Raw genomic sequence first — 12,116 nt, forward strand, 5'->3', positions numbered from 1 at the left:
ATTAAGGAATACGCAGGTAAGGTTAATCCTTGATGAAAACTTACCGAAATATTGACAATTCTTGAAGATGAGCGAGCAAAAGCACAACCCAAAAACGAAAATCTTTTTGAGATCACCCTTTGCGGTGGCTCTGGATCGGGACACGCGCTGTCGAAGCCGCTGGGCAGACTTGCTTCGGGACAGTGGTCTGCGTCGCGTCCTGCGGCGCGCCCGACCTGCGGAAATGGAGGATCTGATCGAGGCGTCCGTGCCGTTGACGGCAATGATCGTCGGTCTCTCCGCGCATGGTGCGCGGGATCAAGCGATGTTGTCGCTGATCGCTTCCGTCCGGCGTCAGATCCCGGATGCCGTGATCGTCGCAGTCGACCATGGCAACCGCCCTCGCGGCGTCAGCGAAGCCTTCGTCGCGGGCGCCGATGATGCCGTGAGAGCGGAAAACGATCCGTCAGAACTCAAGGCCCGCCTGGCGGCGCGGCTGCACCGCGCGGTGCAGGTGGGGCAGCGAGCCGCCTGGCTGGCACAGGTCGGGCTGACCCCTCTCGAAGAACGCATCTTCACGGTCCTCAGCACGGGGGGAGACAGCGTTGTCAGCCGGGCCACTATCGCCCAGGCCTTGGGCGAAGATGACTGGACCTACGGGGATCGTCGGCTGGATGTGCATATTGCCCGGATCAGGCAGAAGCTTCAGGTTGCTTTTGGTGATGAGCTGCGCCTGCGTACGATCCGCGCCCAAGGCTACGTGATGGAGGGCAAGCCCCTGCTCTGAAAAAGCTCAGGCTCCGGCCTCCACCGACGCCGGAGGCGGGTTCTGCAGCACTGGCAGCCCATCCGCTTCCAGCGCCTCGATCATGGTTCCCACGGTCAGGCCCGCGACGGCCAACAGCGCCACGGCAATGCTGACCGGCGTGAGAAAACGCCGGCGCTTGCGTCGGGGCGATGTGTCCTCCTTGACCCCGGACGCTTCCCCCTGTTCTGCAAGCGCACCTCCCGGCGCGACAAAGACGCCCTGGGCTGTAACGGTGATCTCTGCCGAACGGGCGAGCTTGAACCGTTCGCGCAGCCCCGCCGGAAAACGATCCTCGGGAATGTCGATCACCAGCGGCTCCCCAGGAAGCCAACCGTCGACGGCCCCGCGGGGAAGAACGAACCGCGAAAAATCATCGCGAAACCCGACCTCCTGTACGAGGCGCGTGCTTGTCTTGATATCCACCATGTCCGCGGCGAGGGCAAGCCGGACGCCACGATCGCCCAGGCGCAGCTCTCCGTCCGCGAACCAGCACTCGCTCTGAACGGCATCCTGCGACGGCAGGTACCCCTCCGGCATGTCGGGCTTCTTCGGCTTGGGCGTCCGCTTCGGCGTGACTTTGGACCGGACCTCCGACAGATGAAGCCTCGGCCGCCACGTGAAAGGTTCGATCAGGCGCGGGCCCAGTTCAGCCTGTCGCGCGCGGGCCGCTTCGGCCTGCAGGCGCTCACGCGCCTTCCGCGCCTTTTCAAAGCGATAGTTCATGAGGTAATCGGCGGCCATTTCCGCAATGTCCGCTTCGCCCTCGACCAATGCCAGAAGCTTCTGCTCGTCGGAGAACATCACCCGCCGCGTCGGATAACCGTCCATTGCCGGCACCACCGCGAACTCTCCGGCGCCACGCCCCAGCAAGGCCCCGGCTTTTTTCAAAACGCCCTGCCCCTCTTCGGCATGATGCAGCAACATCTCGCAGCTGCCTGATTCATCCAGACAGAGCACAAGTCCGATGTCCTCGGGCCACTCCTCGAACACACAGCCAAGAGCAGATGCATCGAAAAAGTATGCCAGTTGTTCGGCGATCATGGTCACTTGCCTCGGCTATCCTTACATATTTCAATTTATCCTTGTTTATACTTGAAAGAAAGTCAAATTTACTTAAGAAATAATGGCAATTGCCGTTCCGGCGGCTTCGCTTCACAGAGCAGAGACCACACCCTATGACGATGATTCTGGGACTTGCCCTCGTTTTTGGCCTCGTGTTCGGGGGCTTCATATTGTCGGGCGGCAAGATGGACATCGTGCTGCATGCCCTGCCCTTCGAAGGCATGATGATCGGGGGCGCCGCGCTCGGCGCCTTTGTCATCGCCAACAGCGTCGACGTCATCAAGAAATCGGCCGCCGGTATCGTGAAGGTGCTGAAAGGTCCGCGCTGGAAGGCCGAGGACTACAGCGACTTGCTGAAACTGATGTACGAACTGACCCGCATCTACAAGGCTAAGGGCATTCTTGCGCTGGATGGCCATATCGAGTCGCCTTCGGACAGCGACATCTTCAGCCGCTACCCCCGGATTGCCGCGGATCATTTTGCCATCGATCTCATCCGCGACAGCTTCCGCATGCTGTCGATGCAATTCGACGACAAGTATGCCACCGAAGATGTCATCAATCGCAAGATCAAGAAGCACCACCATGAATCGTTGGCATCGGTGCATGCGATCCAGCAGGTCGCCGACGGGCTACCGGCAATCGGGATCGTGGCCGCCGTGCTTGGCGTGATCAAGACGATGTCCTCCATCGACCAACCGCCCGAGATTCTGGGTGGCATGATCGGCGGCGCATTGGTCGGGACGTTCCTGGGCGTCTTCCTTGCCTACTGCATGGTGCAGCCGATCTCCGGTCGCCTGAAACAGATCGAGGAGGAGGACGGCACATTCTACCTCATTATTCGTGACATCTTTGTTGCGATGGTCGCCGATCACCCGCCAAGCATTTGTGTGGAAATTGGTCGCGGAAGCATCCCGACACGCATGCAGCCCGATTTCTACGAGGTCGAAGCCGCGCAAAAAGAGCTTCCTGCGGCATGATCCGCCGCACGGCCCTGCCCTTGCTTATCCTTGGCGCGACAAGCGTCCATGCCGCCGATCCGGCACCGGAGCCGGAAGAAACAAGTTTCACCTCGGCGGCCGTGGGCGGCACGTTCAGCAATCTGCCCCCGTCAGAATATGGCTTCCCCCAGGAGGTGCTGGGACGGATGCGCGAGGCGCTTGGCGGCACAGCAGTCCCGACCGCGCTGCCCCAACCAGACGAAACGCCCGAAGATGAACACTGACCGGCAACGGCGTTTGCGTGCGCTCGAAGTCATGGAACGCCTCAAGCGCATGGACACCGAACGCGAAGCGCAAAGCACCGCGTCACTGCGCGACAGCATGGTCCAGCTGGAGGCCGAGAAGACAGCGCTCCTTGCGCGGCTGTCCGGAGAATCCCGGATTGAGGGACTGGAAGGGGCGCCATACCTGGGTCGGTTCATTCGGTCGATGCGGGCCGAACTCGACCGGATCAGCCACGAAATCGCCAGGCTGCAACCCGAGGTCGCCCAGGCAGAGGACAGGCTTCGCGCCGCTCTGTCGGAGCAGAAGACCTATGAGACCCTCCGCCAGCGGCGCCTGAGCGAAGACAGAAAGGCCGCGCGAAAGCGTGAAGCCCATGACATGGATCTGCTGACGGTCATGCGTTGGGAACCTTGACGCCCGGCTGAAAGCTTCTCTACCGGAACGGACAGCGGGCGCGATATACGTGGCCCCCAAGGGTGGCCCTTGATCGGCTCAGTTTCGGATACACCATCATCCAGAACGTCCTGAACAGCCTCGGTTGCATGTTGCACCCCTGCAGATCCACCAAAACGAAGCCCACTTCGGATAGGAGCCGGCACGCACCTTTGCTGGCCACGCCCGGCGGACCGGCCTGTCGATGGAAATCCCGACACAGGATGCCCCAGACAGCGCTCCCGTCCTCGACCTCGGGCATGGATATGTTGATGGCCAGAGCACAACGCACAGCGCGATGCCCTGGAAAAGGGCCGCCACGCCATCAACAAAGCCACGCGCGAGTGGCAGCCGCCTGCCGTCAAGGGTCTTCGCGCAGGCTGGAGCCGTCCGGTGGTGCGCGGCGAATGTTGCGTTCGAGGTCCATCACGTAGCCGATGATGGCAGCCACAGCTTCCCAGTGTTCGACCGGGATCTCCTTGTCCAGCTCTGCCACATCGTGCAGCGCACGCGCCAGCGGACGGTTCTCGACCATGGGAACCTCGTTCTCCCGCGCCAGAGTCCGGATGCGCGCGGCCATCAGGTCGGCTCCCTTCGCCACGCAGACCGGCGCCATGTCGACACCCGTTTCGTATTTCAGCGCCACGGCATAGTGGGTCGGATTGGTCAGAACCACGGTGGCGCGCGGCACCGCCTGGGCCAGCCGCTGCCGGGCACGGTCGCGCCGGATGTTCATGCGCTTGGACCGGATCAGCGGGTCACCTTCGGTTTCCTTGACCTCGTCCTTGATGTCCTTCATCGACATGCGCTGCTTGCGACGGTGTTCGAAGCGTTTCCACAGGATGTCAGCCACGGCCACCACGGTGACAAAGCCAAGCGTGATGAGCAGCATCCGCGCCGCCTCGACCCGCACGAAACCGAACACCATCTCCGGCAAAAGACCCTGCGTCTGCCAGATCCGGGCCACCGCCTCCCGCACGACCCAACCGGCAATCACACCGACGATCAGCACCTTTGCCACGCTCTTGAAGAACTCGACGAAGGCCGCCACCGAAAACAGCCGCTTGAAGCCGGAGATCGGTGAGATCTTCGACAGTTTCGGCTTCAGCCGCGCGGCGGCAACCACGACATCCCCCTGCAGGGCAACCCCCGCCAGCGCCCCGACGACCATCAGCGCCATCAACGGGCCCAGCAAGATGCCCACGCCGCGCAGAATCTCCCAGCTGACCAGTCCAAGATCGCGCAGTCCGGCGACGCCGGTCCCGATCTCGACCGCGCCCGCGGTTTCCAGCACATTGCGCAAAACGCCCGCCAGCGCTGCCGAAACGGAGGGCAGCACAAAGGACGCTATGGCGAAAAGCGACAGCACGGCCATGACGTTGCCCGCTTCCTTGGAGGAGGCCACATCGCCTTTCTCGCGCGCCTTGCGCAGTTTTCGCTCCGTCGGCTCCTCGGTCTTGTTGTCCTTGTCGTCGTCCTCATCTGCCATGGTTCAGAACACCATCATGCCAAGCCATTCACCGAACCGTTCGGCAAATTCGCGCAGCATCACCGGCGTTGCCATGACCAGAACCAGAAGGCCTGCCATGATCAGCACGGGCGCGGCCACGAAGAAGACCGGCAGCGAGGGCATCATCCGCGAGGCCAGCCCCATCCCGAGGTTGACCAGCAGGCCCATGACGTAGAACGGCGCCACGATCGACAGCCCGAGGTAGAAGCTCTGCGAGACCGCCTTGACGATCTGCTGCGCAAGATCGGACGGCAGGATCTGTCCCGGCGGGAAGATCTGGTAGCTCGAAATCATGGCCGCGATGATCAGGTGGTGCAGGTCGGTGGCAAAAATCACCGCCACACCGCCCAGCATCAGACCCGTCGAGATCAGCGTCGAGCCCTGAAATGAGCCGAGGCCGGGAGAGAAGGCATTCGACAGGCCGGAGACCAGGCCGATTTGCGAACCGGCAAACTCCAGCGCGCTAAGCAGGATACGCGCGGTCAGCCCGATCCACAGGCCCAGCGTCAGTTCGATGGCGATCATCCCCACCAGCGGGCCCGGCGCATCAAGCGAAATCGGCCCCTGCGGCACGGCCGGATACAACGCCAATGCCAGCACGAGCGCCAGCGCGAGGCGATGTCGCACCGGAACAAAGGACTCTCCGAAGGCCGGCATGAACATGACGATCCCGCCGATGCGCGCAAAGACCAATGCCACGCCAAGGAACTCGACGCTCAGAAGGGCGGCCAGATTCACCTCACTGGCCCACGGTGGCAAGGGTGCGCAGCGCCGTCTTGCGATGGATCTCGTTGTGCGACAGAACCACCGTCATCGGGCTGACCCGCTCCAGCATGGACCGCACGAAACTGCGGATCTCGGGACTGACCAAGAGCGCGGGCCACTGGTCCTGTTCTGCGAATTTCTGGATCTCCCTGCGGGCCTGCAGCACGAATTCCTGCACCCGTTGCGGCGACATGACGAAGTTTCGGTCGTCGCCGTTCACCCGCAGCGCCTCCAGGAACTCCTTCTCCCAGGCGGGCGACATGGAAATCACCGAGATGAAGCCCGTATCATCCTGAAGCGCCTTGCAGATCTGGTTCGACAGCCGTCGCCGCACGGCCTCGGTGATCTGCGTCACGCTGGAGGTGGACCGCTTGGCCTCGGCAATCGATTCAATGATGAGCGGCAGGTTCCGGATCGACACCCGTTCCGCCAACAACGCCTGCAGCACATGCTGGACCAGGACCATGGGCGCATTGCCCGGGATCTCTGCCACGAGCTTCTGGTATTCGCGGTCGAGCCCCTCGACCAGATCCTGTGTCGCGCCGTAGGTCGTCAGCTCAGGCAGGTGCTCCTTCACCACTTCGGTCAGGTGCGTGATGATGACGCTTTCGGGATCGACCACCGTCAGGCCCATCGCCTCGGCCCGCGCGCCGGTTTCCTTGTCGACCCACAGCGCATCCAGTCCGAAAGTCGGGTCCTTGCCACGCTCCCCCGGCAGGCCGCACGCGCCGGGATTGACCACCATCATGCCCGTCGGGCGCAGCTCGCCGCGCGCCACTTCCACGCCCTGCACCAGGATCGCGTAGGTCTGCGCCGGCAGCATGGGCTCGTCCTTGATCCGCACGGAGGGCAGGACGAATCCGAACTCGCGGGCAAACAGGTTGCGCAGGCTCTTGATCTTGCCCGTCAGCGCCGCGTCGCTGTTGGAGATGAGCTGCACCAGCCCCTGCCCCAGTTCGAGCCGCAGCCCGTCAAGCTTCAGCGTCTCCTGGATGTTGTCCTCCGGTGCGACGGCTTCGGCGCGCTGTCTTGCGGCGTCCTCGCGATCCACAGAGGCCTGCGCCTCTTCGGCCTGCCGCATGACAGCCACCCCCAAGACGGCCATGATTATGGCGAGGGCCGTGAAGATCAGGCTTGGAAACCCAGGCAGAAGCCCGATCCCGAACAGCAACAGGGAGGCCATGAACAACGCCTTGGGAAACTTCGAAAGTTGCCCCAGAACAGCTTCGTTGGCGGCGCCCTCCGTGCCACCCTTGGTCACGATCAGACCCGCCGCCAGCGACACGATCAGCGCAGGCACCTGTGTGACAAGCCCGTCACCGATGGTCAGCACAGTGTAGAAATCCGCGGCCTCCGACAGGGACAACCCGTGCTGTGCGACGCCGATCAGGATGCCGCCCACGACGTTGATCAGCGTGATGATCAGCCCCGCCACCGCGTCGCCGCGCACGAATTTCGACGCACCGTCCATCGCGCCGAAAAAGCCGCTTTCGTCCTCGACCTCCTTGCGCCGCGCGCGGGCCTGATCTTCGTCGATGATCCCGGCGCCAAGGTCGGCATCGATCGCCATCTGCTTGCCCGGCATGGAATCGAGCGAGAAGCGCGCCGTGACTTCCGCAATCCGGGTCGACCCCTTGGTGATGACCACGAAATTGATGACGAGCAGGATCGCAAAGACCACGATCCCGATGATGAAATTGCCCGACACGATGAAGCGAGAGAACCCCTCGATCACGCCCCCCGCCGCGCCCGGCCCGGTGTGGCCCTCGGACAGGATCAGCCGCGTGGAGGCCACGTTGAGCGACAGCCGCAACATCGTGACCACAAGGAGCAGCGTCGGAAAACTGTTGAACTCCAACGGCTTCGGGATCCACAGGGCCACCATCAGCACCAGAACGGACACCGAAAGCGAGACCGCGAGCCCGAAGTCCAGCACCGCCGCAGGCAACGGAACGAACAACACGGCAAGGATCAGGGCAACCGCAATCGCAAAGCCCACGTCGCGGTTGCCATGCCCCTTGCTCAGCCAGCCGGCAAGCCCGCGGGAAGACGCTTCGCTCATCGCCATCAGAACATCTTTCGGAAGGCCGGAAGCACCGGTGACAGCACCTCTCGCCCGAAAAGGCTTCGCCCGCCCGACGCGGCTGCCCCGGAACGCAGGGTGATTTCGGAGGTCCAGAAATGTCCGCCGGGCAAAGGATCGGCCACGACACGGCCCGATGTCGACGCGATGGGCGACCGCCCTGCCCCACCACCTGCGGCCGCGAGTTGGCGGAAGATGTCCAGCCGGTCGTTGGCGATGCCGACGTTCTGCTCCAGCCGGCCAAGATAGACCTCCTGCTGTGCATCGGTGGCGGAGTGGTAATGCCCCGCCGCCGCGATCCAGTCGCCCTCGCGGTCATGGAGCCGCTTTAGAAACCGGGCCGCGTAATCGACATTGCGCGCGGGGTCAAAGCCCTCCTCCAGGGCGGCAAAGGCCTCCGGATGCCAGCGCAGGTTCACCTGCATGCACCCGATGTCGATAGAGGAGACGCCGGATGCCTGGCGCGCCCGCACCCAGCTTGCCGCTTGTGCCGGCGTGTCGAAGAAGCGCCCGTCTCCATCGGCATTTGCGACCCAGGGCCAGATCGTCAGCTCGCCCTTGTGCATCATGCCACTCTCCTGAAGGCCAATGCCAAGCAGCAGGTTGCCGGGGATCTGGTGCTTCACCTGCGCGCGCAGGATTTCCCGGACGCAGATGCCAGCGGGGTCCCCCTCCGATCCGGCGATGGCTCCCGACGAAACAGTCGCGGACGGACGGTAAAAGTCACTCCAATCGGCAAGCGCCCCCTGCCCCGCCAGGACCGCAGCGCAGACCATCGCGACACGAAACACCCGCATCACAGGCCCCCGCTGACGATGAGGTCGAACACCCGGTCGGAGAGTCGCCGCACCACGGTGTACATCAAAGGGGTGAAGACCAGCAGGCCGATGAAGATTGCGACGATCTTGGGCACGAAGGTGAGGGTCATTTCCTGCACCTGCGTCAGCGCCTGGAAAAAGGCGATGAGCAGTCCGACCACCAGGGCGATCGCCATGATCGGACCGGAGCCGTACAGCACCGTGAGAAAGGCGTCGGACAGGATCGTGTAGGTATCGCTTTCGGTCAAGACCGCCTCCGAACCGATCAGATCGGCATACGAATGATTTCCTGATAGGCCTCGACCAGACGGTCACGGACGGCGACCGCCGTCTTTACGGTCGTGTCCAGTTCCAGCGTGGCTTCCACCACGGTCTGCGTGTCCGCGTTGCCGCGAAGCCCGGTCTGGGCTGTCGCCTCGGCCTCGCGGACCGTCTGCAGCGCATCGGCCCCGGCCTTGGACACCATGTCGCCAAAGCTGGGGCGCGCGGTCTCCTGACCTGCGGGTGCGACATTCCTGGCCGTCATGTCCCGCGAGGCACGATAGGCCCCCGAGGCAGCGTTCACGGACAGCAGGGAGGTGGGATCGGTCGCCATGGGTCGCCCTCTTATTTCAGGAGGTCGAGCAGCTGCGTGCGCATGGTGCGCCCTGTCTCGAACATGTTCAGGTTGGCCTGGTAGCTGCGCGACGCCTCGCGCATGTTGCTCATTTCGAGGATCGTGTTGACGTTCGACACCTTGACGAAGCCGTCCTGATCCGCTGCCGGGTGTGACGGGTCGTAGCTGAGATCGAAATCGGCAGTGTCACGGCGAATGCTCTCGACCCCGACCATCGAGGCGCCGCTGTCGCGGTCGATCATTTCCTGAAAGGAGATGATCTTGCGGCGATAAGGGTCGGCGCCGTCGGTGGTGCCGGTCGAGCTGGCGTTGGCCACGTTTTCCGACACGACCTTGAGCCGCTCGCCCTGTGCCCGCATGCCACTGGCCGCAACGGAAAGAACCGATTTGAGTGTATCCATGTCTGCTCCCCTTACCGCACGCCCGTGACCGCGATGGTCAGCAAGTTGTGCCCCTTGCGGTACAGCTCCGCCGCAAGCCGGTAGTTGCCGGCGACCTCAGCCGCCGCGATCGTCTGCTGTTCGAGCGCAACGGTGTTGCCGTCGATGCTGCCTTCCCAGGCCGTCTCGTCTTCGTGCACCTGAACACCCCGAGGCGTTCCACCGCCGCTGCCTATATGTTGGGCATCCGTCGTTCTCAGCCCCTGCATCGCCTCTGAACCGCTGACCATGGCATCGAAACCACTGGTGGTCTTGGCCTTGTAATTCGGCGTGTCGGCGTTCGCGACATTCTCGGAAATCACGGTTTGACGGGCACCCAGCCATGTCATCCGCTGAGACGCCAGCTGAAAAAAGGACATTCCCCCAAGCTTCATGACCAGTTTCCTTTTACCTCAATCAAGGATAGCATGATTAAATCTTGCTTAGCAATGGATAGTACCATGCATACAGCCTTTTCAGAGCTTTCTAGTCTTGCCCGCTCGATTGACCGGACATCCGTGAAGGGCGAAGTCACTTCGGCTCTGGGATTGGTGCTGACCGTCTCAGGTCTGGAGCGGGCGGTAGGCATCGGTGAGCATTGCACAGTCCATGGCAGCGGCGGCGCCGTTCTAGCCGAAGTCGTCGGCGTCGATGTCACCGGCATCAAGCTCCTCCCCTTTGGCAGCTGGGATGGCGTACGCACCGGCGATCAGGTCGAGGTCACGACATCCGGCGCGGACATTCGCCCCGATGACGCCTGGATCGGGCGCGTGGTCGATGCGCTTGGCAGACCTCTCGACGACAAGGGGCATCTGCCGGAGGGGGACAGGCCCCGTGCCTTGCGCGCCGCGCCGCCTCCCGCCTTTGCCCGCCGTCGGGTCGGCCCCCGCCTCGCCACCCGGCTCAAGGTGGTGGACGCCTTTGCACCGCTGTGCCGTGGTCAGCGCATGGGCGTCTTCTCCGGCTCCGGGGTCGGGAAATCCACCATGATGGCCATGCTGGCGCGCAACGCGCAGGCAGATGTCATCGTGGTGGGTCTCGTCGGGGAACGCGGGCGCGAAGTTCAGGATTTCCTTCAGGACGACCTCGGCGAAGAAGGTCGCGCCCGTGCGGTCGTCGTCGTCTCAACCGGTGATGAACCGCCCCTGATGCGCCGGCAGGCCGCCTGGACCGCCACTGCTGTGGCGGAACACTTCCGCGACCAGGGCAAACAAGTGCTGCTTTTGCTCGACAGCGTCACCCGCTTTGCCATGGCGCAGCGTGAAATCGGGCTGGCCGGGGGTGAACCCCCCACCGCCAAGGGCTATCCTCCCACCACCTTCGCAGAGCTTCCCCGGATGCTGGAACGCGCCGGTCCGGGCACCGGTGATGCCGGTGACATCACCGCGCTCTACACGGTTCTCGTGGACGGCGATGACATGGACGATCCCATCGCGGACGCCGTGCGCGGCATCATGGACGGTCACATCGTCCTCGACCGCCGCATTGCCGAACAGGGTCGCTTCCCGGCGGTCAACCTGCTGCGGTCGATTTCGCGGATGCTGCCGGATTGCCATGCGCCTGACGAATACGCCATCTACCGCACGGCCCGCCGGGCGCTTGCCCGATATGTCGATATGGAAGAGTTGATCCGCATTGGCGCCTACCGGCCCTCGAGCGACCCGGAGGTCGATGCCGCGATCAAGCTCTACCGCCCGCTGGAGGCCCTGCTTGGTCAAAGCAAGCGAGACGCCATGGAGCCGTCCGAGACCTTTGCCCGTCTCCATGCATGTCTGACAGATGCCGGGATTGAAGTGCCCGACACCAAAAGCTGAGCCAGCCAAGATCTCGCTCTCGATGCGCCAAAGGCCAGCCTGTGCAAGCCGCACAATCCTTGATGCCGCGAGCCGCCAATTCCGCATGGCCGTCCGCAACCGCAACAGCGCCATCGTGGCTTTCAGTTCTAACAGGAAACTTCTGGGCGATCAGAACCGCGCGGTAAAGCGCGTCGGCCAAACACTGGACTGTCTGCTGTCCGGGCCTCGTGTCGAGACGGCCGTGTTGAAAGTCTTTGCCAAGGCAGGCGTGCCAAATCCTCTGCCAAGAGCTCGCGCAATTGAAAACCCCAATGCAAACTCGGTGAGTTTGCGGGGTATGAACACCGTGCTCAAAGGCGTCGGACCCTCGCGCGGGATCAGGGTCCGCAGGTCAAAACACCTCGGCAGTATCGCCAAGCAGCATCAAACGCCGGATCAGGCGCATAACGGGCGCAAAACAATCCCGCCACCCGCGACTGCTCTGGACCAGATTAAATGCCGCACATGATCGGGAAAGACCGACTGCACGGGGCGTCCGTTCAAAATCGTCGCAAGCCCGGCCGCCTGAACACTGTCGCCAACGCGTCTTATCAGCAGCAATG

General features: G+C 63.1%; 15 protein-coding genes. 6 read left to right on the top strand and 9 right to left on the bottom strand.

Annotation, left to right across the window (positions count from 1 at the left end; all coding sequences use genetic code 11):
* Positions 1 to 67 precede the first annotated feature (67 nt).
* Entirely contained in the window at positions 68 to 766 is a 699-nt protein-coding gene (locus tag J4E08_RS12235; RefSeq protein WP_349538744.1) for a winged helix-turn-helix domain-containing protein, read from the top strand.
* Between the two features lie 6 nt (positions 767 to 772).
* On the opposite strand, the gene J4E08_RS12240 is transcribed toward J4E08_RS12235, so the two are convergent.
* A complete protein-coding gene (locus J4E08_RS12240; protein WP_349538745.1) occupies positions 773 to 1,828 on the bottom strand; it encodes a hypothetical protein in 1,056 nt (351 codons plus the stop codon).
* A gap of 134 nt (positions 1,829 to 1,962) precedes the next feature.
* Here J4E08_RS12240 and motA point away from each other — a divergent pair, with 134 nt between their 5' ends.
* The 3 genes from motA to J4E08_RS12255 are packed head-to-tail and all read left to right on the top strand — an operon-like array spanning position 1,963 to position 3,489.
* A complete protein-coding gene (gene motA / locus J4E08_RS12245) occupies positions 1,963 to 2,829 on the top strand; it encodes a flagellar motor stator protein MotA (protein ID WP_183968008.1) in 867 nt (288 codons plus the stop codon).
* Positions 2,826 to 3,074 (top strand): hypothetical protein, encoded by a 249-nt coding sequence (locus J4E08_RS12250; protein WP_349538746.1) that lies wholly within the window; start codon positions 2,826 to 2,828, stop codon positions 3,072 to 3,074. Before motA ends, J4E08_RS12250 begins: the two co-directional genes overlap by 4 nt.
* The gene (locus J4E08_RS12255; protein WP_349538747.1) at positions 3,064 to 3,489 is read left to right on the top strand and encodes a flagellar export protein FliJ; all 426 of its coding nucleotides are present in this window, start codon (positions 3,064 to 3,066) and stop codon (positions 3,487 to 3,489) included. The genes J4E08_RS12250 and J4E08_RS12255 overlap by 11 nt, the downstream gene beginning before the upstream one ends.
* Positions 3,490 to 3,868: 379 nt before the next feature.
* Here J4E08_RS12255 and J4E08_RS12260 read toward each other — a convergent pair whose 3' ends face one another.
* Genes J4E08_RS12260 through J4E08_RS12295 form a run of 8 tightly spaced genes read right to left on the bottom strand, consistent with a single transcriptional unit; the run spans position 3,869 to position 10,113 of the window.
* The gene (locus J4E08_RS12260) at positions 3,869 to 4,996 is read right to left on the bottom strand and encodes an EscU/YscU/HrcU family type III secretion system export apparatus switch protein (protein WP_349538748.1); all 1,128 of its coding nucleotides are present in this window, start codon (positions 4,994 to 4,996) and stop codon (positions 3,869 to 3,871) included.
* A gap of 3 nt (positions 4,997 to 4,999) precedes the next feature.
* Positions 5,000 to 5,755 carry a flagellar biosynthetic protein FliR gene (locus J4E08_RS12265; protein ID WP_183968015.1) on the bottom strand — a complete coding sequence of 252 codons (756 nt, stop codon included), beginning with the start codon at positions 5,753 to 5,755 and terminating at the stop codon, positions 5,000 to 5,002.
* Between the two features lies 1 nt (position 5,756).
* Entirely contained in the window at positions 5,757 to 7,850 is a 2,094-nt protein-coding gene (gene flhA / locus J4E08_RS12270) for a flagellar biosynthesis protein FlhA (protein ID WP_349538749.1), read from the bottom strand.
* Complete coding sequence (locus J4E08_RS12275; protein ID WP_349538751.1) at positions 7,850 to 8,662, bottom strand: lytic transglycosylase domain-containing protein; 813 nt, start codon at positions 8,660 to 8,662, stop codon at positions 7,850 to 7,852. The genes flhA and J4E08_RS12275 overlap by 1 nt, the downstream gene beginning before the upstream one ends.
* The gene (locus J4E08_RS12280) at positions 8,662 to 8,931 is read right to left on the bottom strand and encodes a flagellar biosynthetic protein FliQ (RefSeq protein WP_183968021.1); all 270 of its coding nucleotides are present in this window, start codon (positions 8,929 to 8,931) and stop codon (positions 8,662 to 8,664) included. The genes J4E08_RS12275 and J4E08_RS12280 overlap by 1 nt, the downstream gene beginning before the upstream one ends.
* 17 nt (positions 8,932 to 8,948) lie before the next feature.
* Entirely contained in the window at positions 8,949 to 9,278 is a 330-nt protein-coding gene (gene fliE, locus J4E08_RS12285; protein WP_349538752.1) for a flagellar hook-basal body complex protein FliE, read from the bottom strand.
* Positions 9,279 to 9,289: 11 nt separating this feature from the next.
* Entirely contained in the window at positions 9,290 to 9,700 is a 411-nt protein-coding gene (gene flgC / locus J4E08_RS12290) for a flagellar basal body rod protein FlgC (RefSeq protein WP_183968025.1), read from the bottom strand.
* A gap of 11 nt (positions 9,701 to 9,711) precedes the next feature.
* Entirely contained in the window at positions 9,712 to 10,113 is a 402-nt protein-coding gene (locus J4E08_RS12295; RefSeq protein WP_349538753.1) for a flagellar basal body rod protein FlgB, read from the bottom strand.
* Between the two features lie 66 nt (positions 10,114 to 10,179).
* Here J4E08_RS12295 and fliI point away from each other — a divergent pair, with 66 nt between their 5' ends.
* On the top strand, positions 10,180 to 11,532 hold the full coding sequence (gene fliI / locus J4E08_RS12300) for a flagellar protein export ATPase FliI (protein ID WP_349538754.1): 1,353 nt from the start codon (positions 10,180 to 10,182) through the stop codon (positions 11,530 to 11,532).
* Positions 11,533 to 11,617: 85 nt separating this feature from the next.
* Positions 11,618 to 12,022, top strand: coding sequence for a hypothetical protein (locus J4E08_RS12305; protein WP_349538755.1), 405 nt, complete (start codon positions 11,618 to 11,620; stop codon positions 12,020 to 12,022).
* The last annotated feature ends 94 nt before the right edge of the window (positions 12,023 to 12,116 follow it).

The sequence above is a fragment of the Sagittula sp. NFXS13 genome (assembly GCF_040148795.1).
GTDB classification, from domain to species: domain Bacteria; phylum Pseudomonadota; class Alphaproteobacteria; order Rhodobacterales; family Rhodobacteraceae; genus Sagittula; species Sagittula marina.

What these genes read in the sequence shown, in the direction of transcription:
- motA (WP_183968008.1), top strand. Translation starts at nt 1,963, where the DNA reads ATGACGATGATTCTGGGACTTGCCCTCGTTTTTGGCCTCGTGTTCGGG.
- J4E08_RS12235 (WP_349538744.1), top strand. Translation starts at nt 68, where the DNA reads ATGAGCGAGCAAAAGCACAACCCAAAAACGAAAATCTTTTTGAGATCA.
- J4E08_RS12295 (WP_349538753.1), bottom strand. Translation starts at nt 10,113, where the DNA reads ATGAAGCTTGGGGGAATGTCCTTTTTTCAGCTGGCGTCTCAGCGGATG.
- J4E08_RS12240 (WP_349538745.1), bottom strand. Translation starts at nt 1,828, where the DNA reads ATGATCGCCGAACAACTGGCATACTTTTTCGATGCATCTGCTCTTGGC.
- flhA (WP_349538749.1), bottom strand. Translation starts at nt 7,850, where the DNA reads ATGGCGATGAGCGAAGCGTCTTCCCGCGGGCTTGCCGGCTGGCTGAGC.
- fliI (WP_349538754.1), top strand. Translation starts at nt 10,180, where the DNA reads ATGCATACAGCCTTTTCAGAGCTTTCTAGTCTTGCCCGCTCGATTGAC.
- J4E08_RS12275 (WP_349538751.1), bottom strand. Translation starts at nt 8,662, where the DNA reads ATGCGGGTGTTTCGTGTCGCGATGGTCTGCGCTGCGGTCCTGGCGGGG.
- J4E08_RS12260 (WP_349538748.1), bottom strand. Translation starts at nt 4,996, where the DNA reads ATGGCAGATGAGGACGACGACAAGGACAACAAGACCGAGGAGCCGACG.
- J4E08_RS12305 (WP_349538755.1), top strand. Translation starts at nt 11,618, where the DNA reads ATGGCCGTCCGCAACCGCAACAGCGCCATCGTGGCTTTCAGTTCTAAC.
- fliE (WP_349538752.1), bottom strand. Translation starts at nt 9,278, where the DNA reads ATGGCGACCGATCCCACCTCCCTGCTGTCCGTGAACGCTGCCTCGGGG.
- flgC (WP_183968025.1), bottom strand. Translation starts at nt 9,700, where the DNA reads ATGGATACACTCAAATCGGTTCTTTCCGTTGCGGCCAGTGGCATGCGG.
- J4E08_RS12250 (WP_349538746.1), top strand. Translation starts at nt 2,826, where the DNA reads ATGATCCGCCGCACGGCCCTGCCCTTGCTTATCCTTGGCGCGACAAGC.
- J4E08_RS12255 (WP_349538747.1), top strand. Translation starts at nt 3,064, where the DNA reads ATGAACACTGACCGGCAACGGCGTTTGCGTGCGCTCGAAGTCATGGAA.